This is a genomic window from Kitasatospora sp. NPDC127035 (genome assembly GCF_042726075.1).
Taxonomy (GTDB): domain Bacteria; phylum Actinomycetota; class Actinomycetes; order Streptomycetales; family Streptomycetaceae; genus Kitasatospora.
The window spans coordinates 1-23,036 of sequence record NZ_JBHXDN010000041.1 but is presented as its reverse complement, the minus strand read 5'-3'; the positions used below and the strand labels follow the sequence as shown (position 1 = coordinate 23,036).

General features: G+C 75.2%; 20 protein-coding genes. 11 read left to right on the top strand and 9 right to left on the bottom strand.

Annotated features, from left to right (window positions below):
- The first annotated feature begins 56 nt into the window (after window positions 1-56).
- On the top strand, window positions 57-1,811 hold the full coding sequence (locus tag ACFWIC_RS25835) for a DUF2079 domain-containing protein (RefSeq protein ID WP_380520121.1): 1,755 nt from the start codon (window positions 57-59) through the stop codon (window positions 1,809-1,811).
- A 100-nt stretch (window positions 1,812-1,911) separates the two neighbouring features.
- On the opposite strand, the gene ACFWIC_RS25830 is transcribed toward ACFWIC_RS25835, so the two are convergent.
- On the bottom strand, window positions 1,912-2,193 hold the full coding sequence (locus ACFWIC_RS25830) for a hypothetical protein (protein ID WP_329884291.1): 282 nt from the start codon (window positions 2,191-2,193) through the stop codon (window positions 1,912-1,914).
- Window positions 2,194-2,221: 28 nt separating this feature from the next.
- Window positions 2,222-3,241, bottom strand: coding sequence for a Ku protein (locus tag ACFWIC_RS25825; protein WP_380520120.1), 1,020 nt, complete (start codon window positions 3,239-3,241; stop codon window positions 2,222-2,224).
- Between the two features lie 231 nt (window positions 3,242-3,472).
- On the opposite strand from ACFWIC_RS25825, the gene ACFWIC_RS25820 reads away from it, so the two are divergent.
- The gene (locus tag ACFWIC_RS25820) at window positions 3,473-3,685 is read left to right on the top strand and encodes a hypothetical protein (RefSeq protein WP_380355779.1); all 213 of its coding nucleotides are present in this window, start codon (window positions 3,473-3,475) and stop codon (window positions 3,683-3,685) included.
- 197 nt (window positions 3,686-3,882) lie between these two features.
- On the top strand, window positions 3,883-6,117 hold the full coding sequence (locus ACFWIC_RS25815) for an MMPL family transporter (protein WP_380355782.1): 2,235 nt from the start codon (window positions 3,883-3,885) through the stop codon (window positions 6,115-6,117).
- 51 nt (window positions 6,118-6,168) lie between these two features.
- Here the strand turns inward: ACFWIC_RS25815 and ACFWIC_RS25810 are convergent, their stop codons facing one another.
- A complete protein-coding gene (locus ACFWIC_RS25810; protein WP_329952664.1) occupies window positions 6,169-7,482 on the bottom strand; it encodes a metallophosphoesterase in 1,314 nt (437 codons plus the stop codon).
- 287 nt (window positions 7,483-7,769) lie between these two features.
- On the opposite strand from ACFWIC_RS25810, the gene ACFWIC_RS25805 reads away from it, so the two are divergent.
- The 7 genes from ACFWIC_RS25805 (at window position 7,770) to ACFWIC_RS25775 (ending at window position 17,533) form a co-directional block, all read left to right on the top strand.
- Complete coding sequence (locus ACFWIC_RS25805; protein WP_380520119.1) at window positions 7,770-9,230, top strand: amino acid permease; 1,461 nt, start codon at window positions 7,770-7,772, stop codon at window positions 9,228-9,230.
- Between the two features lie 234 nt (window positions 9,231-9,464).
- Complete coding sequence (locus ACFWIC_RS25800; RefSeq protein ID WP_329884281.1) at window positions 9,465-10,358, top strand: EI24 domain-containing protein; 894 nt, start codon at window positions 9,465-9,467, stop codon at window positions 10,356-10,358.
- 681 nt (window positions 10,359-11,039) lie between these two features.
- On the top strand, window positions 11,040-11,723 hold the full coding sequence (locus ACFWIC_RS25795) for a lytic transglycosylase domain-containing protein (RefSeq protein ID WP_380520118.1): 684 nt from the start codon (window positions 11,040-11,042) through the stop codon (window positions 11,721-11,723).
- Window positions 11,724-12,095: 372 nt separating this feature from the next.
- Window positions 12,096-12,737 (top strand): GNAT family N-acetyltransferase, encoded by a 642-nt coding sequence (locus ACFWIC_RS25790; RefSeq protein WP_380520117.1) that lies wholly within the window; start codon window positions 12,096-12,098, stop codon window positions 12,735-12,737.
- A 61-nt stretch (window positions 12,738-12,798) separates the two neighbouring features.
- On the top strand, window positions 12,799-13,842 hold the full coding sequence (locus ACFWIC_RS25785) for a glycosyltransferase family 2 protein (protein WP_380355794.1): 1,044 nt from the start codon (window positions 12,799-12,801) through the stop codon (window positions 13,840-13,842).
- Window positions 13,843-14,011: 169 nt separating this feature from the next.
- Window positions 14,012-17,008 carry an FAD-binding and (Fe-S)-binding domain-containing protein gene (locus tag ACFWIC_RS25780; protein WP_380520116.1) on the top strand — a complete coding sequence of 999 codons (2,997 nt, stop codon included), beginning with the start codon at window positions 14,012-14,014 and terminating at the stop codon, window positions 17,006-17,008.
- A gap of 114 nt (window positions 17,009-17,122) precedes the next feature.
- Window positions 17,123-17,533 carry a PaaI family thioesterase gene (locus ACFWIC_RS25775; protein ID WP_355405474.1) on the top strand — a complete coding sequence of 137 codons (411 nt, stop codon included), beginning with the start codon at window positions 17,123-17,125 and terminating at the stop codon, window positions 17,531-17,533.
- A gap of 22 nt (window positions 17,534-17,555) precedes the next feature.
- Here ACFWIC_RS25775 and ACFWIC_RS25770 read toward each other — a convergent pair whose 3' ends face one another.
- The 3 genes from ACFWIC_RS25770 to ACFWIC_RS25760 all read right to left on the bottom strand — a co-directional run bounded on the left by ACFWIC_RS25770 (window position 17,556) and on the right by ACFWIC_RS25760 (window position 20,278).
- On the bottom strand, window positions 17,556-18,569 hold the full coding sequence (locus ACFWIC_RS25770) for an MBL fold metallo-hydrolase (protein WP_380520115.1): 1,014 nt from the start codon (window positions 18,567-18,569) through the stop codon (window positions 17,556-17,558).
- A 163-nt stretch (window positions 18,570-18,732) separates the two neighbouring features.
- Window positions 18,733-19,200, bottom strand: coding sequence for a CBS domain-containing protein (locus ACFWIC_RS25765; RefSeq protein ID WP_355405472.1), 468 nt, complete (start codon window positions 19,198-19,200; stop codon window positions 18,733-18,735).
- A gap of 76 nt (window positions 19,201-19,276) precedes the next feature.
- Complete coding sequence (locus tag ACFWIC_RS25760; protein ID WP_380520114.1) at window positions 19,277-20,278, bottom strand: slipin family protein; 1,002 nt, start codon at window positions 20,276-20,278, stop codon at window positions 19,277-19,279.
- 133 nt (window positions 20,279-20,411) lie between these two features.
- On the opposite strand from ACFWIC_RS25760, the gene ACFWIC_RS25755 reads away from it, so the two are divergent.
- A complete protein-coding gene (locus tag ACFWIC_RS25755) occupies window positions 20,412-21,227 on the top strand; it encodes a uracil-DNA glycosylase (RefSeq protein ID WP_329952599.1) in 816 nt (271 codons plus the stop codon).
- Window positions 21,228-21,305: 78 nt separating this feature from the next.
- Here ACFWIC_RS25755 and ACFWIC_RS25750 read toward each other — a convergent pair whose 3' ends face one another.
- The 3 genes from ACFWIC_RS25750 to ACFWIC_RS25740 all read right to left on the bottom strand — a co-directional run.
- Window positions 21,306-22,190, bottom strand: coding sequence for a CHAD domain-containing protein (locus ACFWIC_RS25750; protein ID WP_380520113.1), 885 nt, complete (start codon window positions 22,188-22,190; stop codon window positions 21,306-21,308).
- A 194-nt stretch (window positions 22,191-22,384) separates the two neighbouring features.
- Complete coding sequence (locus tag ACFWIC_RS25745) at window positions 22,385-22,771, bottom strand: hypothetical protein (protein ID WP_329952597.1); 387 nt, start codon at window positions 22,769-22,771, stop codon at window positions 22,385-22,387.
- On the bottom strand, window positions 22,768-23,036 hold a 269-nt coding region (locus ACFWIC_RS25740), incomplete at its 5' end, for a hypothetical protein (protein ID WP_380520112.1). The genes ACFWIC_RS25740 and ACFWIC_RS25745, both read right to left, overlap by 4 nt.

The window sequence follows — 23,036 nt, the reverse complement described above, 5'->3', positions numbered from 1 at the left end:
CAGGCCCGGCCGGACCCGGCCCACCTGCCTCCGACTCCGACCACTTCAGGGATCACGTGCCAGTCGAAACCGGACTCACCCCGTCCACCCGTACGATCCGGCCGCTGCTGCCGCGCGCCTCCCGACCGCCCGCGCCACGGACCGCCGCGCTCTCCGGACGCCGGACGGCCGTCCTGACGTTCCTCTGCTTAGCGGTCACCGCGGCCTGCGGGCTGCAGCAGTGGTCGGCGGTCCAACTGGGCGGCTTCGACCTGGGGATCTTCCACCAGGGTGTCGCGGCCTACGCGCACTTCGGTCTCCCGGTCGCGCCGGTCAAGAGCTACCACCACGAGTTCCCACCCGAGTTCTCGCTCCTGGGCGACCACTTCTCACCGGTGCTGGCGGCGCTCGCCCCGCTCTACTGGATCTGGGAGGACCCTCGCACCCTGATCCTCGGTCAGGCGCTCCTCCTCGCCGCCGGCGTCCCGCTGGTCCGCCGCATCGCCGTGCACTGCTTCCGGCTCCCCTCCCCCGTACCGGCCGACGCGTCGGCACCGGCCGCCGGACCCGGCGGGGACGCCTCCGCGACCGCCCGCGACGAGGACCCCGGCGCGACCCGCGCGACCCGCGCGACCCGCGCCGCCCGCCTGGCAGCCGACCTCGCCGGTCTGGTGTACGGACTGGGCTGGCCGCTGCTCGCCGCCGGCCGGGGCGGCTTCCACGAAGTCGCCTTCGCCGTCCCGCTCACCCTGCTGATGCTCGAACGCGGCCTCGCCCGCCGGTACGGGACCGCGGCCCTCGCCGCCGCGCTGCTCTGCGCCACCAAGGAGGACCTCGGCCTGCTGGTCGGCGTCTACGGCCTGGTCCTGCTCTGGCGCAACCGCCCGCGCGGCGACCGGCAGGGCGAGCGGGCCGGCGACCGGCGGGGCCTGCTGTACGGCGCCGGGCTCCTGGTCGGCGGCCCGCTCGCCTCGGCGCTCGCCATCGTGTGGCTCATCCCCGCGATGGGCGGGCAGCCGGACTACTACTGGGTCTACGGCCCGATCGGCCCGGACGCCGGGACGGCGCTGACCAACGTGCTCGGCGACCCGCTGCTGCTGCTCCGGGTCGCCACCAACGCGACCCTCAAGCCGCTGCTGGTGCTCTGGCTGTTCGGCACCCTGTTCCTGCTCCCGCTGCGCTCGGCGACCACGCTCTGCCTGCTGCCGCTGCTCGCCGAGCGGGTCCTCTCCGACAACGCCAACCACTGGTCGATCGCCCACCACTACGACGCCTTCCTCTGGCCGGTGCTGCTCACCGCCACCCTGGAGGCGCTCGGCCGCCTGCACGCCCGGGGCGGCCTGCGGCGGCGGGCCGGTACCGGTCTCGGCCTCGCCGTGGTGGCCGTCTCGCTGGCGAGCAGCGTGATGCTGGGCGGGATCAGCCTGCTGACACCGGCCGGCTGGCGGCCCTCGGCGAGCAACGCGGCGCTGGTCCGCGGCGCCGGGCAGATCCCCGACGGCGCCCGGGTCGAGGCCGACAACCAGGTGGTGCCCCGGCTGGTCGGCCGGACCGACACCGTCCTCGTCGACGGCGTGCCGCGCGGCCGGGAGTACGTCCTGATCCGGTCCGACACCCGGACCTTCCCGTTCCAGTCGGACGTGGAGCAGGCCGAGCGGATCGCGCTGCTGCTCGCCCACGGCTACCGGCAGGTCTGGGCCGAACAGGGCGTGGTGCTGCTGCACCGCGAGAGCGACGAGCCGGTCCCCGGCGCCCGGGTGCCCGACGGGGACAGCACGCCGGTGAAGGAGCTCGTGCCGTCGGACGTCGGCCACAACCTGTTCAAGGGCTGACCCGCACCCGCGGCGGCCCCGCCCCGGCCTCCCCCGTCCGGGACTCCCCCGCACGAGGCGGTTCCCCGCGATCACGGGCGGGGGACCGCCCCGGCGGACGTCAGGTGGCCATCCGGTGCCGGCCCCGGCCGGGCGTCCGCCAGCGGGCCACCACGCCGACCAGGGCGATCACGGTCACCCCCCAGATGACGCTGAAGACGATCAGCCAGGGCAGCGACGTGACCTGGGCGCCGACGGCGCCGAGGCCGAGCGAGAGGCCGACCAGGAGGACCACGGCCGTCGGGCTGAGGCCGAGCAGGCCGTGCCAGGCGCGGTGGGCCAGGCTCGGGTGGGCCGGAGCTTCCGGGCCGGTGTCGAGAGCCTTGTAGGTGAGCAGGTCCATCGGGGATCACCTCCGGGGTGGCGGGAGGTCACGAGGCCTTCCGTGGGGTGGTGGACTTTCGGGTCGTGGTCTTCTTGGCGGCGGCCTTCTTCGTGGCCGAGGCGGTGCCCTTCCGCGCTGCCGCGGCGGTGGGCTTGGCGGGAGTCGCCTTCTTCGTACCCGCGGCGCGCTTGCGCGGGGCCGGCTTCTCCTCGAAGGTCTCATCGGTGCTGACGGCCCCCTCGGTGCTGACGTCGGCCTCCGCCGGCCGTCCGCCCGCCCGGCCGGGGTGCGCCCCCTTGGCCTGCCGGAGGCTGCTGCGCAGCGCCTCCATCAGGTCGATCACGTTGTCCGGCGCCTCCCCCGGCTCCTCCTCGTGCGGCACCTCGACCCCCTGCAGCCGGGCCTCGATGACCTGCTGGAGCGCCTTCTGGTAGTCGTCGTGGAGCTGGCCGAGGTCGAAGTCCTCGGAGAGGGTCTCCATCAGCGAACGCGCCATCTTCAGTTCCTGCGGCCGGACGGTAACCTCCTCCTCCGGCGCGATGCCGGCGGCCGGGCGGACCTCGTCGGGCCAGATGCAGGTCTGGAGGACCAGCGTGCCGTCGTGCACGCGCAGCACGGCCGGGGACTCCCTGGTCCGCAGCGCGATCTTGGTGACGGCGATCTGTCCGGACTCGACCAGCGCGTCCCGGAGCAGCGCGTACGGCTTGGCGGCGGCCTTGTCGGCGACACCGACGTAGTACGCCTTGGAGAACATCAGCGGGTCGATCTCGGCCGCGTCCACGAAGGCCAGCACGTCGATGATCTTCTTGCTGGGCAGCGGCAGGTCCGCGAGGTCCTCGTCCGTGAGGGTGACGGTCCGGCCGTCCGGGGACTCGTAGCCCTTGGCGATCTCCGCGTACGGGACCTCCTTCGCCTCCTGCTCGCAGTACCGCTTCATCCGGACCCGGCCGCCGTCCTTCGCGTGCACCTGGTGCAGGGGGACGTCGTGCTCCTGGGTGGCGGAGTACAGGTGGACGGGGATGGAGACCAGGCCGAAGCTGATCGTCCCCTTCCAGGTGGTCTGCATGGGGTCGCTCCTTCCCGGAGCCGTCCCGGTGGTTCCCGCTGCCGGGGCATCGCGCCCGGAATCTCCACTCTGCCCGGGTTCGTCCCGATCGGCCACAGGATCGCGCCGCGGCCCGGGCACGCGGCCCGGGCACGCGGGCCGGCGGGCCGTGCGCCCGGGGCGGCTCCGCGCCCGGCATCCCCTCCACCCGCGTCCGGGCGGACAATGACGGCGGGACGGAGGTGGTGCCCGATGCGGAGGACCGGAGCGGTCCCGCCGCCCGACGCGACCAGGTACCGGGTGACCTACGCGGTCGCCGGCACGGACGGCGTACGGGAGACGGAGGTCACCGTCGTGCCCGGGTACTCGCAGGAGAGCGACATCCCGGCGGTGCTGGCCGCGCGCCTCACCGGGAACCCCGCCGACGCCCGGCTCGTCACCGTGCTGGCCCTGCGGGCCGACTGACCCCGACCGGCCCGGACCGGCACCCGGACCGGCCCCGACCGACACCCCGACCGGCACCCGGACCGCCCGAAGGGAGCAGCGGGCCGCCCTTCCCCGGGCCCGGCGCACCCGCGCGACCTAGGGTTTGTCGCATCCGGCCCGCCCCGCTGCCGCTCTTCGGCGGCCACCTCGCGGCGGACCCACCCCCGGGAGAGCCCATGACGCCGCCCAGCCGGGCCGCCACCCCCAGCCCACCCTCCCGGTCCCGCCGCGGCCTGCTCCGCCGGACCGGCGAGTGGTGCGCCCGGCACTCCGTGCTCGTGATCGTCCTCTGGCTGGCGGTCCTCGCGTGCGTCCAGATCGCCAACCGGACCGTGGGCGGCACCTACTCCGACGACTTCTCGCTGCCTGGCACCCAGGCCGCGCAGGGGAAGAACGTGCTCCAGGCGCACGAGCCCGCGGCCGCCGGCACCGCCGCCCAGATCGTCCTGCACGACGCCCAGCCGCTGGCCGGCTTCGAGTCGCCGCTCTCCCAGTCGCTCACCGCGCTCCAGCAGCTGCCGCACGTACTGTCCGTGCAGAGCCCGCTGCCCCCGGCCGGACAGGCCGCGCCGCCGGGCGGACCGCTGTCGACGGACGGCCTCACGGGGTACATCACCGTCCGGTTCGACGCCAACCCGACGACGCTCGGCGAGAGTTACCTCGACGAGGTGGACACCGCCGTCGCGCCGCTGCGGGCCGCCGGGGTGCAGGTGGAGTACGGCGGCCCGCTCGGCGAGCTGGCCCGCCCCGCCCCGGACGACCGGACCAGCGAGGCGATCGGCTTCGCGGTCGCCATCGTGGTGCTGCTGATCGGCTTCGGCAGCGTCATCGCGGCCGGTCTCCCGCTGGTCACGGCGCTGATCGGCGCGGTGGTCGGCCTGGGTGTGCTCGGGCTGCTGGCGGCTCTCTCCACGTTCGCGACGGTCGCACCGACGCTGGCCACGATGATCGGGCTGGGCGTCGGCATCGACTACGCGTTGTTCCTGCTCACCCGGCACCGGCAGAACCTGATGGACGGCCACGATCCGGTGGCCTCGGCCGGGCAGGCGGTCGCCACCAGCGGGCGGGCCGTCCTGGTCTCCGGCTGCACGGTCGTCATCGCCCTGACCGGGCTCTCGGTCTCCGGGGTCTCCTTCATCGCCAAGCTGGGTGTCGCGGCTGCGGTGACCGTGGTCTCGGCGGTGCTCGGCGCGCTGACCCTGCTGCCCGCCCTGATGGGGCTGATCGGGCGGCGGATGGACCGCTACCACGTGCGGCGACCGGTCGCCGAGACCGGGGCCGCGCCGGGCGAGGAGATCACCGGGAGCTGGCACCGCTACGCCCGGCGGGTGGAGCGGCGGCCGTGGTGGTTCCTGACCGGGGGCGTGATCGTGATCGCGATCCTGGCGATCCCGTTGTTCTCCATCCAGTTGGGGCACATCGACGACGGCGCCGACCCGACCTCGTTCACCGACCGGCGGGCCTTCGACCTGATGTCGGAGGCCTTCGGCCCGGGCTCCAACGGGCCGCTCACGCTGGTGGTGGACCAGAGCGCGGTGCCGGCCGGGAACCGGTCCGGGGTGCAGAGCGCCGTGCAGCAGGCGCTGACCGGACTGCCGGGCGCGGCCAGCGTCGGCCCGCTCCAGCCCAGCCCGGACGGCGTGATCCTGGTGTCCACCGTGATCCCGGCGGAGGCGCCCCAGGAGCAGAGCACCACCGAGCTGGTCAACCGGCTCGCCGACACGGTGCTCCCGCAGTCCGTGGCCGGCACCGGCGCCGAGACGTACGTGACCGGGACGACCGCCGCGCAGGTGGACTTCCTGGACATCGTGTCGAGCCGGCTGCCGTGGATCATCGCGGTGGTGGTGGGGCTCGCGTTCCTGATCATCCTGATCGTGTTCCGCGGGCTGCTGGTCGCGGTGAAGGCCGCCGTGCTCAACCTGATCTCGATCGCGGCGTCGTACGGGGTCCTGGTGGCCGTCTTCCAGTGGGGGTGGGGCGGTCCGGCGCTCGGCGTCTCGGGCACCGTGCCGATCGAGAGCTACGTGCCGATGATGATGTTCGCGATCGTCTTCGGCCTGAGCATGGACTACGAGATCTTCCTGCTCTCCCGGGTGCACGAGGCCTGGCTGCGGACCGGCGACAGCCGGGCGGGCGTGGCGCACGCGCTGGAGATCACGGCGCGGGTGATCAGCTGTGCGGCGCTGATCATGGTCAGCGTGTTCGCCGCGTTCATCGTCAGCGACAACATCGTGATCAAGATGATGGGCCTGGGCCTGGCGGTGAGCGTCCTGATCGACGCCACGATCGTCCGGCTGCTGCTGGTACCGGCGGTCATGACGCTGCTCGGCCCGGCCGCGTGGTGGACGCCCCGCTTCCTCGACCGGATCCTCCCCCACATCGACACCGAGGGCGAGAGCGAGCGGGTCTGACCGGCGCGACCCGGACCGCGTGGATCGGACCGCGCCGCTCCGGGCCCGCGCTCAGGCCCGGAGCGAGGCGAGGGTGACGACGGTGATGTCGGACGGCGCGCCCACCCGGACCGGCGGGCCCCAGGCACCGGCGCCACGGGTGACGTAGAGCTGGGTGTCGCCGTACCGCTCCAGCCCGGCGACCGTGGGGTTGGCGAGCTCGGCCAGGAAGTTGCCCGGCCAGAGCTGCCCGCCGTGGGTGTGCCCGGAGAGCTGGAGGTCGACGCCGTGCCGGACCGCGTCGTGGATGGTGACCGGCTGGTGCGACAGCAGGACGGAGGTACGGGCCCGGTCGCGGTCGCCGAGCGCCTTGCCGAAGTCCGGACCGTCGCCCTCCTTCTCGCCGGCGATGTCGTTGACCCCCGCCAGGTCGAAGCCGCCCAGCTCCACCCGGGCGTTCTGCAGCGGGTGGACACCCAGCTCGCGGACGAAGTCCACCCAGGGGGCCGCGCCGGAGAAGTACTCGTGGTTGCCGGTGACGAAGTACGCGCCGTCGCGGGCCCGCAGCTGCGCCAAGGGCTCGGCGTCCCGGCCGAGTTCGGCGACGCTGCCGTCCACCAGGTCGCCCACGATCGCGATAAGGTCGGGCTGCGCCCCGTTGATGGTGTCCACGATCCGCTGGGTGTGGGCGCGGCCGAGGATGGGCCCGAGGTGGATGTCGCTGACCACCGCGATCCGGTAGCCGTCCGCCCGGGCGGGCAGCTTGGCCAGTGGCACGGTCACGTGCTTGAGCCCGGGTCCGCGCAGGACCCCGTAGGCGCCGGTGCCGACCACGGCCGCCGCCGCGCCGGAGGCGCCGAGCGCGACCGCCCGGGCCACGAAGAGTCGCCGCTCGGGCGAGGGGGCGAAGGACGTCGACGGCGCGCCGGCCCCGCTCCCCGGAACCTCCGGGACCTCCCGGGCCTCCTGAACCTCCCGGGGCGCTTCCGGAACCGTCCGGTCCGCCGGGTCCGCCGGATCAGCCGGGTCGGCAACCGGTGCCGGTTCGGCCACCCGCCCGGCCTCCGCCCGGCGCGCCGGCAGGCGCAGCAGCAGCGGACGCACGGCCTCGCCGACACCGAGCGCCAGCAGCAGGTACAGCAGCACCGCCAGCCAGAGGTACCCGGGCCAGGCCAGCCACCGCTCCACGGCCATCGGGAGCGCCCGCCCGCCGATCACCGCCCCCAGGGCGAGCAGCGGCAGGACGACGGCGAGCACCGTGCCGGCCCGGCGCCACCGCCCGCCCGGCACGGAGACGTCGCGCACCAGGCGGCGCCAGAGGTACCAGTGCGCGAGGGCCAGGACGGCCAGCAGGAGGAGGATGCCGAACACCACGAGGACGATCATCACGCGGCCAGTATGAACGGCCGCCCGACGGACCCCGCAGGCGGGCCGCCGGCAGTCCCGCCCCACCCCCGGCGACCTGGCACTGTGTCAGATTTGAGCTTTCACCGCCCCCTCTTCACCCCCTCTGACCTGCTGTTTCACGTCCGCTGAGCGAACATTTTCCGGGGCCTTGTTCCGATACTCGGAGGTAGAAGTTAGGTTGCACCGCAATGCGCGGATCCGTCCCCCACCCTCCGGCGTACGAGTCGAGGGTCAGGCCGCGCTGGAAAGGCACAGGGCACCCTCAGATGAGTGCGGAAACCACCACCTCGACCGGATCGCCCCCGGTCGACGCCTCCGCGAACGGCACCACCCCGCAGCAGCAGCCCGGTCACGGTGGCGACGGCCACCTGAAGGCCGGACTCAAGAACCGCCACCTGTCGATGATCGCCATCGGCGGCGTCATCGGCGCCGGCCTCTTCGTCGGCTCGGGCGCGGGCATCGCCGCCACCGGCCCCGGCATCCTGCTCTCCTACGCGCTGGCCGGAGTCCTGGTCGTGCTGGTCATGCGGATGCTCGGCGAGATGGCCGCGGCCGACCCGCAGAGCGGCTCCTTCTCGGCGTACGCGGACCGGGCGCTCGGCCGCTGGGCCGGGTTCTCGATCGGCTGGCTGTACTGGTTCTTCTGGGTCGTGGTGCTGGCCGTCGAGGCCACCGCCGGCGCGAAGATCCTCAACAGCTGGATGCCCGGCGTCCCCCAGTGGGCGTTCGCGCTGATCGTCATGGCCGTCCTCACCGCGACCAACCTCGCCTCGGTCGCCTCCTACGGCGAGTTCGAGTTCTGGTTCGCCGGGATCAAGGTGGTGGCGATCGCCGCCTTCCTGGTCGTCGGCACGCTGGCGGTGTTCGGCCTGCTGCCCGGCACCCGGGCCGTCGGCACCGAGAACCTGGTCGGCCACGGAGGCTTCCTGCCACACGGTGTGGGTGCGGTCTTCACCGGCATGCTCACCGTCGTCTTCGCCTTCATGGGCAGCGAGATCGTCACCCTGGCCGCCGGCGAGTCCGAGGACCCGGAGAAGGCGGTCAGCAAGGCCACCAACAGCGTGATCTGGCGCATCGGCGTGTTCTACCTGGGCTCGATCCTGCTCGTGGTGACCCTGCTGCCGTGGGACTCCGCCTCGGTCAAGGGCAGCCCGTACGTGGCGGTGCTGGAGCACATCGGCATCCCGGGCGCCGGTCGGGTGATGGACGTGATCGTGCTGACCGCCGTGCTCTCCTGCCTGAACTCGGGCATGTACACCGCCTCCCGGATGGCCTTCTCGCTCGGGCAGCGCGGCGACGCGCCGAAGGCCTTCGCCTCGGTGACCAAGCGCGGCGTGCCGCAGGTGGCGATCCTGTCCTCGGTGGTGTTCGGCTTCGTCGCCGTCTTCTTCAACTACACCTCCCCCGACACCGTCTTCTCCTTCCTGCTCAACTCCTCGGGTGCGGTGGCGCTCTTCGTCTGGCTGGTGATCTGCTTCTCCCAGCTGCGGATGCGCCGGATCATCGAGCGCGAGATGCCCGAGCGGCTGACCGTCCGGATGTGGCTGTACCCGTACCTCACCTGGACCGCGATCGGCATGATCGGCTTCGTGATGGCGTACATGTTCACCGATTCCGACGGCCGGAAGCAGATGTACCTGTCGCTGGTCGCCGCGGCCATCGTGCTGACGGCGTCGGCCGTGGTGGGCCGCCGGCGGCGGGCCGCGGCGGTGACCTCGGCCTCCTGAGCCGAGCACGCCGCCCGCGAACCACCGGGCCCGGGAGCCGTTGCGGAGGCTCCCGGGCCCGGTGTCGCGTTCCCGCCCGCCGGTCCGCCCGGCCGGACCGCGCCCTCGCCGCCCTCGCCGCCCTCGCCGTCCGCCCCGTCCGGCGGGCCGGCCCCGGGCGGGCCCCGTGCTCCGTTCCGTTCCGTGACGGGACGGATATGACCCGCTGACGTACCAGCACCTACCCTTCCCCTCATGCGAGATCTTGCAGCGGGGATGGGGTACCTGGCCAAGGGCCAGAAGTGGGTGGGCCGACACGGCCGCTGGTGGGCGTTCGGGATGATCCCGGCGCTGATCACCCTGGTCGGTTACGTCGTGGCGCTGTTCTTCCTCGGCGGCTGGGCCGGCGACATCGCCGACTGGGCCACCCCGTTCGCCGACGACTGGGGCTCGCCCTGGCAGGGCATGCTGCGCACCGCGCTCGCCGCGATCGTCTTCGTCGGCGGCCTGATGCTCTCCGTCCTCACCTTCACCGCAGTCACACTGCTGGTCGGCCAGCCCTTCTACGAGGCGCTCTGCGAGAAGGTCGACGAGACCGAGGGCGGCGCTCCGGCCGCGCCCGACACGCCGCTCTGGCGCGAGCTGGTGATCTCGGCCCGGGACAGCCTCTACGTGCTGGTCCGGGCGGCCGGCTTCGGCGTGGTGCTGTTCGCCTGCGGGTTCATCCCGGTGATCGGGCAGACGGTGGTCCCCGTCCTGGGCTTCCTGGTCTCCGGGTTCTTCCTCGCGGTCGAGCTGACCTCGGTCGGCCTCCAGCGGCGCGGGGTGCCGCAGCGCGAGCGGATCCGGCTGCTGCGCGCCCGGCTCGGACTCGCCTTTGGCTTCGGCGTGCCGCTGGTCCTGGCGTTCCTGGTGCCGCTGGTGACGGTGATCGCCATGCCGGGGGCGGTGGCCGGTGCCACCCTCCTGGCCCGTGACCTGGTGCCGGTCGAGGAGCAGGAGGAGCCGGCGGACGAGGACGGCGAGGAGGACGCCTCCGCCGACGTCCCCGACCTGCCGGGGTACGACGCGCAGGGTCCCGTGCCCGGCAACCCGTACGCGAGCGCTCCGCCGCTGCCGGCCGAGCCGAACCCCTACCGGAGCACCTGACCGGACGGGAAGGCCCGGCGGGCGGTGCCGTCCGGCCCGGCGGGGCGCACCCGCCCGCCCGGGAGACCCGGCGGCGGCCCGGACCGGTGAACGCGGCGTCACCCTGCGTCGACCGCCGCCCGGTCCGGCTGTGAGGCCGCCCACACGGGTTCGCCGGTCTACTGCCGCCGATAGTGGACACCGCCCGGGCGACCGCGTCCGACGGGCCCCGGACCCGCCGTTTCCGGCGGACCGGCGGGGCGGGGCCGCCCACCCCCGGGGGGAAGAACGCAGGCGGTGACCGGATCGGAGCCGTTCGTTCGTCGGCGACCCAGTAGGCCCGCCCAGGAATTCACGAAAACGGACAAATCACCACGAAGCGCCCGCCTCCGGTCGGGCGCTTCGGCGTTTCCACCCCGCACATCCACGACCGGGCGTAGTAGCCCGCGGCATTGCCGCCCGTCCCGGGCTCTGCCAAGAATGGTCCGTCGCCAGGCAGCGCGGACCGGTCCCCCCGCCGCGCACCCCGCCCGCCCCGCACTCCGCCGGGGCATCAGGCCGTCCGGTACGCCACCGCGGACCCCGCTCACCCGAGCCGGCCCGTACGGCGCCCGGCGCCCGTGCCACCGCCCGAACGGCGCCCGGCACACCCACGGCCACCGACGGCCCTGACGGCCCCCCGACGGAAAAGGATTGTTCGCTTTGCAGCTCAGCCATGCCCGCCGCAACTCGCTGATCACCGGTGTCGCCACCCTCGTGGTGGCGGGTGCGGCCACCGCCGCCCTCGCCATCCCGCAGACCGGCACCGCCGTCGCGGAGGCCGCCGCCCCGGTGGCCGCCGTATCGGTGGACGGACAGCCGGTCGCCGACCAGGCGCAGGCCGACACCGAGGCCCGGGCCGCAGCGGACGCACAGGCACAGGCACAGGCCGAGTCCGACGCCGCTGCCGCCGCCGCACAGGCGCAGGCCGAGGCCCAGGCCCAGGCGGACGCCCAGGCGCAGGCGCAGGCCCAGGCGGACGCCAAGGCCAAGGCCGACGCCGAGGCCGCCGCCTCCCGCTCGCAGGAACGCGCCGCGCTGAACAGCAAGCCCGTCCCCTCCGGAAGCCCGCGCGAGATCGCCGCCCGGATCGTCCCGGCCGGCCAGCTCCAGTGCTTCAGCAACATCGTGGCCCGCGAGAGCAGCTGGAACGTCACCGCCACCAACGCGTCCTCCGGCGCCTACGGCCTGGTCCAGGCGCTGCCCGCCTCCAAGATGGCCTCGGCCGGCTCCGACTGGCGCACCAACGCGGCCACCCAGATCAAGTGGGGCCTGGACTACATGAACTCCCGCTACGGCAGCCCGTGCGGCGCCTGGTCCTTCTGGCAGTCGCACCACTGGTACTGAGCCGGCCCGGCAACACCGGCACACCCCGAGCCCGCAGGCGTCCCGCCTGCGGGCTCGGCCGCGTGCTCGGCGCCGTCCACCGGAGCCGGGTGGACGTCACCGCCCTGCCCCCGCAGCTCGCGGACGCGGCCCGCTCCTCGCTGGCCGCCGCCTCCCGGCTCGGTGGTCCGGTCGCCGACCAGGCGCGGACGGCGTTCGTCGAGGCCATGCGGGTCACCTGCCGACCGGGGCGGGCGTGGTCGCGCCGGCCGCGGTCGCGGTGGCGCTGCTGCCGCGCCGGCAGCGGGCCGGCACGGCATCCTGACCGGTTCCGGCCCCCTTTCGCCCGAAATTCGCTGGCCGCACCCGGTCGGCGCCCGGAAGAGTGACGGTGTGGACCGTGTGACGCTCTCGGACGGTGTCGTCACCCTCACGCCCTTCCGCGTGGAGGACATCGACGCGCATCTGGCCGGGGAGGACGAGCAGCTGGTGCGCTGGCTCAACGGCGCACCGAGCACCAGGGCCGCCACCGAGGCGTACGTACGGCGCTGCACCGCGCAGTGGGCGTCCGGAGGGCCCGCGCGCGCCTTCGGGATCCGCACCGGGCCCGGGCCGACCCTCGCCGGCACGATCGACCTGCGGTTCGCCCTGCCCGACCTCGGTCCGGACCAGGTCAACATCGCCTACGGCCTCTACCCGCAGTGGCGCGGTCGCGGGCTGGCGACCCGCGCCGTCCACCTGGTCTGCGGCTACGCGGCGGGCGAGGGGGCCGCGCAGGGCGTGATCCGGGTCGACCCGGAGAACGGCGCCTCGGCCGCCGTCGCCCGGCGGGCGGGTTTCCGCCGCGCCGCGGAGGCACCGGTGACCGGGAGGGACGGTCACCGGCTGGACTGGTACCTCCGCGACCTGGCGAGCGGGTCGGTGCCCGGCCCTGGGGTCGGCCCGGGAGCCGGCCCGGGGCGCGCCCTGACGTGGACGCGCCCGGAGGAGCCGGTGAAGATATGGCGCACGCCCGTACGATTTGACGGGTATTGATCAGAATGATGCGCCGTCAGGGCTTTGCCACCGTTCGCAGACGCTCCTACGCTCCGGCCCCATGCCCTCACCCCTGATCAGCGTCGTGCTCCCCGCCCACGACCAGCAGAAACAGTTGGCGGACTGCCTGGACTCGCTGCTCGCCCAGTCGTTCCGCGACTTCGAGGTCCTCGTCGTCGCGGACCGCTCCCCCGAGTCCGCGACCGTCCTCGCCGACACCTACGCGGCCCGGCACCCGCAGGTCTCCGTGCTCCGCCTCGACGCGGCGGTCGGGGTCGGGACCGCCCGCAACGCCGGCGCGGCCCGCGCCCGGGGCGCGTACCTGCTCTTCCTGGACGCCGACCACCACGTCCCCCCGGACGCCCTCCGGGCCCTCGCCGACCGCCTCGACCGGACCGGCCCGGTCGACCTGCTGCTGTTCGGACACACCCGGCGGCACGCGGGCCGGGACTGGCCCGGCGGCGCCGAGGCGCAGCTGGCCGCGGCCGGCCCCGACGTCCTCGGCCCGCTGGACCGCCCGGAACTGCTGGGCGCGCCCGCCCTGGCCTGGGACCGGCTGCTGCGCCGCGCGCACTGGCAGGAGCGGGGCCTGGCCTTCCCCGACGGCATGTACGAGGAGATCCCGCTGGTCCACCGGGCGATGCTGACGGCCGCGCGGATCGCCGTGCTCCCGCAGGACTGCGTGCAGCTGCGCCGCCGGGAGACCGTCCACCCGACCGGCTCGCCGGGCAGCAGCCGGTTCGACCTCTTCGACCAGTACGAGCGCTCCTTCGCCCTGCTGGACGAGCTGCTGGAGGAGGGTCCTGACGCGCCCGCGGGGAGCGGCGGTCCCGGGCCGGACGCCGTCCGGGACGCCCTGTTCACCCGGATGATCCGGCACTACCTGTTCGTCTTCGACCTCGCCGGCTGCGTCTCCCGGGCCGAGCGGCCGCAGTTCTTCCACAGGGCGGCCGAGCACCACCGCCGGTTCCAGCCGCCCGGCCACCGGCGGCCCGCCGGCCGGGAGGGCGTCAAGTTCTCGCTGCTGGCCGGCGGGGCCTACCCGGCCTTCGAGGTCGCCAAGCTGTCGCACATCGCCCGCGGCACCCTCACCGGCCGGCGTTAGAGCTCTTCTGGCAGCCCGCGTCGAGCGCCCGGCGGGAACTGTCAGACGAGCTCCAGGCCCTCCGGGTCCCCCGGGGGCGCGCGGGCCGGACGTGCGCCCCGGCCGCCGTCGGCGGCCGGGGCGGCGGTCCACCGGAGTGGGCGGTACCGCGCGGCCGGGCCCGGCTGCGATGATCGGCGGGACCGCCGCCCCGCCCCCCGACCTCCGCCCGGGAGGACCGCCCGTGAGCCGCCCGTCCCCCACCCCCGGTGCCGACCTGGCCCGCGAACTGGCCGCCGTCCTGCGCGGCGAGGTCCGGTTCGGTGCGGCCGAACGGACCGTCTACAGCCACGACGCCTCCAACTACCGCCACCTGCCGCTCGGCGTGGTCAAGCCCGCCGACCTGGACGACGTGCGCACCGCGCTCGCGCTCTGCCGCGCCCACGGGGTGCCGGTGGTGCCGCGCGGGGCCGGGACGAGCGTCGGCGGGCAGGCGATCGGCCCGGGCGCCGTGGTCGTCGACTTCCGCCGCCACCTCGGCGCCGTCCACGCCGTGGACCCGGAGCGCCGGACCGCCCGGGTCGAACCGGGCACGGTGCTGGACGACCTCCAGCGGGCCGCCCGCCCGTACGGGCTGCGGTTCGGCCCGGACCCCTCCACCCACAGCCGGTGCACGCTCGGCGGCATGATCGGCAACGACTCCTGCGGCGCGCACTCGGTGACCTGGGGCCGGACGGCCGACAACGTCGAGTCGCTGGACCTGCTGCTCGCCGACGGCACCGAACTCACCGTCGGCGGCGCCCTCGGCACGGCGGAACGCGCCGCCCTCCGTGCCCTGCCCGGCCCGGTCGGCCGGCTCCACACCCGGCTCCAGGAGTTCACCGAACGGAACCTGGCCGCCATCCGCCAGGGCATGCCCGACCTGCCGCGCCGCACCTCCGGCTACCCGCTGGACGCCCTCCTGCCCGAGCGCGGCCACCGGCTGGCCCGCGCGCTGACCGGCACCGAGGGCACCTGTGCCCTGCTGCTCGGTGCCACCGTCCGGCTGGTCGAGGAACCGCCCGCCCGCGTGCTGGTGGTCGCCGGGTACCCGGACGAGACCGCCGCCGCCGACGCCGTCCCCGCCCTGCTGCCGCTGCGCCCGCTCACCGTCGAGGGCATGGCCGCCGACCTGGTCGCCGCGCTGCTCGCCGCCGGCCCGCGCCCACCCGCCCTCGACCGGCTGCCGGACGGCGCCTGCTGGCTCTTCCTGGAGGCCGGCGGCACGACGCCCGCCGAGGCCCTGGACGCCGCGCGCGGGCTCGCCGACGCGGTGCGGCGCGAACGGACCGCGACCGTCTCCGTGGTCACCGACCCGGCCGAGCGGAAGCAGCTCTGGGGGGTGCGCGAGGCCGGCGCCGGGATCGTCACCCGGCTCCCGCGCGAAGCGGCCGACGGTGCCGGCGGCGGGCAGGGCGGGCAGGGCGGTCAGGGCGGGGGGAGCGAGGCCTGGCCCGGCTGGGAGGACTCGGCCGTCCCGCCGGAGCGGCTCGGCGACTACCTGCGCGACCTGCGCGCGCTGCTGCGCCGGCACGGCCTGCGCGGCATCCCGTACGGGCACTTCGGCGAGGGCTGCGTCCACCTGCGGATCGACTTCCCGCTCACCGAGCCCCGGCGGTTGCCGGTCTTCCGGGAGTTCATGGAGCAGGCGGCCGACCTGGTGGTCTCGTACGGCGGTTCGCTCTCCGGCGAGCACGGCGACGGACAGGCCCGCGCCGAACTGCTGCCCCGCATGTACCCGCCCGGGATCATCGCCCTGTTCGGCGAGTTCAAGCGGATCTGGGACCCCGAGAACCTGCTCAACCCGGGCGCCCTGGTCGACCCGCGCCCGCTCGACGCCGACCTGCGGTTCGACGGTCCGCTGCGCACCCTGCCGCTCGCCCTCCCGTTCGAGCAGGACGGCGGCAGCCTGGCCAAGGCGGTGCACCGGTGCGTCGGCGTCGCCAAGTGCGTGGACCCGACCACCGGGGTGATGTGCCCGAGCTACATGGCCACCGGCGAGGAACGGCACTCGACCCGCGGCCGGGCCCGGCTGCTCGCCGAGATGCTGCGCGGCGAAGCCGTCCCGGACGGCTGGCGGTCGGCGGAGGTGCGCGAGGCGCTGGACCTCTGCCTGGGCTGCAAGGGCTGTGCGAGCGACTGCCCGGTCCACGTCGACATGGCGACCTACCGGACCGAGTTCCTGTACCAGCACTACCGGCACCGGCTGCGGCCCGCCTCGCACTACGCGATGGGGCGGCTGCCGCTCTGGCTGCGGGCCGCCGCGCTGGCCCCCGGCCTGGCCAACCTGGTCGCGCGCTCGCCCGCCGCCGGCCCGCTGAAGCGGCTCGGCGGCGTGGACCGGCGTCGGGTGCTGCCCGTCCTGCCCCCGGAGACCTTCACCCGCTGGTACCGGCGGCACCGGGCCGAGCACCCCGCCCCGCCGGGCTCGCGGCCGGTGCTGCTCTGGCCGGACACCTTCTCCAACCACCTCCAGCCCGACGTGCTGCGCGCCGCCGTCGAGGTGCTGGAGCACCTGGGCTTCGACGCGCGGCTACCGGCCGGCCCGGTCTGCTGCGGCCTGACCCGGTACTCCACCGGCCAACTCCCCGGCGCCCGGCGGGTGATGCGGCGCAGCCTGGCCGCACTCGCCGCCACCGGCCTGCCCGCCGACACCCCGGTGATCGGGATGGATCCGAGCTGCACCGCGACGCTGCGCGAGGACCTGCCCCGCCTGCTCGGCGCCGACGGCCGCCAGGTGGCCGAACGGACCCGCACCTTCGCCGAGTTCGTCGACGAGTTCGCCCCGGACGCACCTCTGCCGCAGCTGCCGGTGGAGGCCGTCACCCAGACCCACTGCCACCAGCACGCGGTGCTCGGCACCGCCGCGGACCGCCGGATCGAGGCGCGGATGGGCGTCGACAACCGGGTGCTGGACTCCGGCTGCTGCGGGCTGGCGGGCAACTTCGGCTTCGAGCGCGGCCACTACGAGGTGTCGGTGGCGATCGCCGAACGGGTGCTGCTGCCGGAGGTACGGGCGGCCTCGCCGGAGACGGTGGTACTGGCCGACGGCTTCAGCTGCCGCACCCAGATCGCCCAACTCGCCCAGGGGCGGCAGGCCGTGCACCTGGCGGAGCTGATGCAGCGGGCCCTGCGCGCACAGGGCTGACCCCGGCCGGAGCGGCCGTCCACGGCGCGCCGCGCCGGGGACGGCCGCCGCACCACGGCCCGGCACCGCGCGCGGACCGCTGACAGCGCGGCCCCCGCCGCCGACAATGGCGGGATGACGATCACCACCGCCGAGGCGGACCGGATCCTCGCCGACAACTTCGCCCCCTGGGTGCAGGAGCTCGGCCTCTCGGTGACCGACACCGGCGAGCGCCACGCCGTCCTCCGGCTGCCCTGGTCCGACCGGCTGGCCCGGGAGGGCGGCGCGCTCTCCGGCCAGGCGCTGATGGCCGCCGCCGACACCGCGGGCGTGATCGCCCTGTCGGCGGCCCGCGGCGGCTTCGGACCGGCGACGACCGTCCAGCAGTCCACCGGCTTCCAGCGCGCGGTGACCGGGCGGGACGTCCTGGTGCACGCCCGGATCACCAAGCTGGGCCGCCGGATCGCGTTCCTCGACGTCACCCTGACCGCCGAGGGCGAGGAGGAGCCGGCCGCGCACGCCACCGCCGTGTACGCGCTGGGCTGACCACGACGACCCGGCCCCGCGGCTACCGGAAGGTGCGCGGTGTCAGGTAGTCCGGCACCACCACCCGGCTGCGCGGCGAGGCCTGCCGGACCTGGGCGACGAACGCGCCCAGGTCCGCGTCCGGCCGGACGGGGTTGACCAGCTCGGTCTCGAACCTGTCCCAGTGCACCGGCACCACCGTGCGCGGCCGTCCCAGCGCCTCCAGCAGCCGGGGCACGTACCGGTGGGTCGAGGCACTGCTCGGCACCGCCACCATCGCGATGTCCGGCCGCAAGCCGGCCAGCTCCCGCTCGGCGAAGTCACTGGCCCCCGTCAGGAAGGCCGACGGCCCACCGGCGAAGGAGAGTTGGAAGGCCAACGTGTCCCCCTCCGGCAGATCGCCGACGGTCGCGGGCGGCTGCGCCGGCGCCGAGTGCAGGGTGCCCGGAGCGAAGTACTGCCGGCGGCCGTTGCGGCTGTGCCGGGCGGAGACCGCCTCCACGACCAGGCCGTCGCCGAAGTCCAGGACCTCGCCGCCCCGGACCACCACCAGCTGCCCGGCCGGCACACCCCAGGCGCGCAGCAGGTGGTAGGTGGTCTCGGTGCCGACCACCGTCGCCCCCGTGGTGAGGGCGATGTGCGGGACGTCGTTGATGTGGTCCCAGTGGCTGTGGCTGACCAGCACCAGCTCCGGGCGCCCGGCGTGCTCGTCGACCAGCCGGGTGTTCACCGTCAGCGCGGTCGCCTCGCTGAACGTCCCGTCGTACAGACCGGTGTGGAAGCGCGTCAGGTACGGGTCGAAGAGGACGGTGCGGCGGCCGTGGTCGATCCGCCAGCCGGCCGTGCCGAGCCACCGGTACACGGTGTCGGTGGCTGTGGCTGTGGCTGTGGCGGAGGGGGACGCCGCGGACTCCGGGACGGGCCGGTCGTCGGCGACGGTCGTGGCTGTGGTGGTCGTGGCTGCGGCGGGACCGGTGGTGGCCGCCGTGACCAGGCCGGCGCCGGCCACGGCGGCCGTGCCCAGGAACGCGCGCCGGGCGAGTCCGGAGTGCTGCATGCGGGAGGGTCCTCTCCACGGGTACCGCACGGCCCTCGGGCCACGGGTACGGACGGTGAAACCGGGCGGCACCCGTACGCCGAGTGCCACCCGATCGATCACCACGCCCCGGGCAGGGGGTTCCGGACCGCCCGTCGCGGAGATTTCCCGAAAACGCTCCTCCTCAGGCGCCCTGCGGCGTCTCCAGTACCTCCTTCGAGCGCGCCGGCTCCTCGGCGCAGACCGCCGCCACGAACTCGGCCAGCCGCGCCTGCGGCAGGCTGCGCGCGATGTCCGCCTCGCTGATCATGCCGACCAGCTCGTGCTCCGGGTGGTTGATCACCGGCAGCCGGCGGACCCGGTACTGCTCCATCACCCGCAGCACCTGTTCGGCGTCCTCGTCCGCCTCCACGGTCAGGGGCCGCCCCTGGGCCAGCTCCCCCGCCGTCACCGCCGCCGGGTCGAGCCCCTCGGCGACGCACTTGAGCACGATGTCCCGATCGGTCACGATGCCCAGCAGCTTCTGCCGCTCCCCGCAGATGGGCAACGCCCCGACGCCGCGTTCCTTCATGATCCGGGCCGCCGTGGCGAGCGTCTCGTGCTCGCGCACGCACTCGGCCCCCTGGTGCATGATGTCGCCCGCGCTGGTCATGATCGGCCTCCTGACGTGCCTGGCACTCCCACCACTCCATCGTGGTCCGGCCTCGGTGCCCCCGCCACCGGGCCCCTCACCGGGACCGCCCCGGTCCTCGCCACGCCTCCCCGGCCGCGCCGTCCCGGATCGCCGGCGGATCCGGCAGTGGCTCCGGTACCGGGTCCGGCGGCGGTTCCGGCGGCGGTTCCAGCGGCGTGCGCTCCAGGAGTTCGTCCAGCGGCGGCAGTTCGAGCTGCTCCGCGCCGTCGACCTGCGCCGTCGGAGCCGCACCGCCCTCCGGCCGTTCCCGCCCCGGCTGCCCGCCCCGGGCCGCGTGCCGGGTCTCGGTCGCACTGTCCAGGAACCGCAGCAGCTCCACCGGGAACGGCAGGACCAGCGTCGAGTTCTTCTCCGCCGCCACCTCCACCACCGTCTGCAACAGCCGGAGTTGCAGCGCCGCCGGGGTCGCGCTCATCACCGCCGCGGCCTCCGAGAGCCGCGCCGACGCCTGGAACTCGCCGTCCGCCGTGATGATCCTCGCCCGCCGCTCCCGCTCGGCCTCCGCCTGCCGGGACATCGAGCGCTTCATCGACTCGGGCAGGGCGACGTCCTTGATCTCCACCCGGTCGATCTCGATCCCCCAGCCGAGCGCCGGGCTGTCGATCATCAACTCCAGTCCCTGGTTGATCGGTTCGCGGTTGGCCAGCAGATCGTCCAGCTCGCTCTTGCCGATGATCGACCGAAGCGAGGTCTGTGCCACCTGGGAGATCGCGAAGTTGTAGTCCTGCACGTTCACGATCGCCTTCGCCGGATCCTCCACCCGGAAGTAGACGACCGCGTCCACCCGGACGGTGACGTTGTCCCGTGTGATGCCCTCCTGCGCCGGGATCGGCAGGGTCACGATCTGCACGTTCACCTTCCGCAGCCGGTCCGCCACCGGCATCAGGACCACCAGACCCGGCTCCCGCACCTCCGCGCGCACCCGGCCGAAGCGGAACACCACACCCCGCTGGTACTGCTGCACGACCCGGACGCTCAGGCCCGCCCAGAGCCCCAGCAGGAGGACGACCGCCAACACCGCATCGAGAACCAGCATCGCGGCCTCCTCGCGCGCACCTGCGCTCTCCGGCGGTCGCCGACCCCGGCCGGGCCGGGACACACCGCCGGAGCGGCTCGTCTCCACGCTACGCCTGCCGGACGCCCGCCGGAACGCGCCTACGATCGTTCCCATGCCCCAGTCCCCCGGCAGCGTCCCCGGCCCCGCCACCGGCAACGACCCGGCCACCGACCCGGACCACCCGCGCCATCCCGCCGAGGCCGCCGCCCGCGCCGACGGGCTCACCGCCCTCGACCGCGTCGTCACCGGCTGCCGCGCCTGCCCCCGCCTGGTCGAGTGGCGCGAGGAGACCGCCCGCACCAAGCGCCGCGCCTACCTCGACTGGGACTACTGGGCCCGTCCGATCCCCGGCTTCGGCCCGCCCGACGCCCCGCTCCTGCTGGTCGGTCTCGCGCCCGCCGCGCACGGCGCCAACCGCACCGGCCGCATCTTCACCGGCGACCCCTCCGGCGACCTGCTGTACGCCGCCCTCCACCGCCTCGGTCTGGCCGACCGCGCCGAGTCCGTCCGCCACGGCGACGGCCTGCGGCTGAACGGCGTCCGGATCACCGACCCGGTCCGCTGCGCCCCGCCCGACAACAAGCCCACCACCGCCGAACGCGACACCTGCCGCCCCTGGATCACCCGCGAGCTGGAGCTGCTCCGGCCCACCGTGCGCACCGTCGTCGCCCTCGGCGGCTTCGCCTGGCAGGCCCTGCTGCCCGCGCTCACCGCCGCCGGCTGGAGCGTCCCGCGCCCCCGGCCGGTCTTCGGCCACGGCGCCCACGTGACCCTGGCGGCCCGGGACGGCGGAGCCCCGCTGGAGCTGTACGGGTGCTACCACGTCAGCCCGCGCAACACGAACACCGGCCGGCTGACCGTGCCCATGCTCCGCGACCTGCTCCGCACCGCCGCCCGCACGGCCGGGCTCGCCCCCGCCGAGGAGTGACCCCGCGCCGCACCCGCACTCCCGGCGCCGTGCGCTCGTCCGCCCACCGACCCGTGAGCCCGTGAGCCCGTCCGCCCGTCAGCCGAAGCGGGCCAGCTTCGGCCGCGCCGCCCGCGCCCACACCTCCGGCAGCGCCCGCCGCGCGCGCTCCGCCGCCGCCAGCTGCTGCCCGTACAGCACGCCGTAGGCGAACGGCTCGCCCGTCTCGCCGGCCCTGCTCCGCAGCGCGGTCGCCGCCACCACCGCGTCCTGGTGCTCCCCCAGCACCTCCTGGACGGCCTTCATCCGCTCGACGTACCGCTCCGCCGGCCTCCCGACCAGCGGGACCGCCGTCTCACCCGCGTACCGGGCCCGCTTCGCCGCCTTCCGCGCCTCGTGCAACGCCCGGGCCCGGGACTCCGCCGTGTCCGGGCCGCCGCCGGCCAGCGCCGACCGCACCCGCTCCGCCGTCCGGCGCTGCTCCCGCGCGGCCACCCGGGCCAGCTCCGGTCCGGCCGCCCGGTCCGCCCGCGGGCGCAGCGGCGGATCGGCGAGCAGCTCCGCCAGCCCGCGCGCCAGGGCCTTCCGACGCGGGCTGTCCAGGGCGGCGACGACCTCCGGCCGGACCCGCCGGTACTCGGCCTGCCCCCACCGCTCCAGCTCCGCCGCGACGCGCTCCGGCCCGCACTCGGGCGGCAGCGTGCGGGCCCGTTCGGCCAACCGCAGGCCCAGCACCTCGCGGTCCCGGGCCTGCCCCAGGGCCGCCGCCAGCCACCGCAACTCGGCCACCAGCTCGTCGGTGGTGCCCGGCGCCAGCAGCCGCCGGTACGTCCGGAACGCACTGCGGAGCCGTCGGCAGGCGACCCGCATCCGGTGCACCGCGTCCGGCTCGTCCGCCCGCACCGCCTCGTCCAACCCGGCCAGTACCGCGGCCTGCGCCCCGATCCGCCCGAGCACGACGTCTCCCGCGGTGGCATCGGCCATCCGCCTCACCCCCTCCTGGGGCGTGTCTGACGGCTCCCGTCGGGCGGTCGACGCCCGGTCCCGCCGTCGGGGCCCCGAACGCCTTCCAGGCTAGCCCGCCCTCCCGTGCCCGGCAGGACGCGTTCGCGCCACCTTCGGGCGGCAGGAGGCCGCGCACCGGACCGGAGACGGGCACCGGACCGAGCCGCCGCCCGCTACGGGCGGAGCTGGATCGCCAGCGACGCCGTGTAGCCGACCAGGGCGGCGAAGAAGCAGACCGCGGTGGTGTAGCGGACGGTGAAGGGGAGACCGGCCAGCGCCGGGAAGAGGAGCACGGCGATGCCCGCGGCCGCGTCCGCGACGTAGAGGCCGCGCGGCGGCAGCACGCCGGTGCTGTGGGCCGCCCAGCCGGTGGCGACCAGGAAGCCGGTGATCAGGAGGAAACCGGACAGCAGGCCGGAGCCGATGCTGTAGAGGACGGGATGGGGCTCGGGCGGGTCCTCGCCCTCGGGGACGGCCGGACGCAGCCGGTGGGCGACGGCCAGCGCGGTGACGGCGAGGGTCACGGCCGCGGCGGCGCTGAGCATCGGGACGGGGTTCATCGGCGGCTCCGGGAGACGGTGACGTGATGGCCGAGGGCTGCGGCGAGCGCGGCCGGGAGGAGCACGGTGAGCACCAGGACGGCGGTCCACACGACGGGGTCCAGACCCGGCGCCGGGGCGTCGGGCGGCGGTGGCGCTGCGGCGACCGCGGCGGTCACCGCCGGGCCGGGCGCGGGGGGCGGGGCGGGGGGCGGGGCGGGCGGGGGGGCGGGGGGCCGGGGGGTGGGGCCGGGGGTGGGGAGGGGACGCGGGAGGGGCCGGAGGC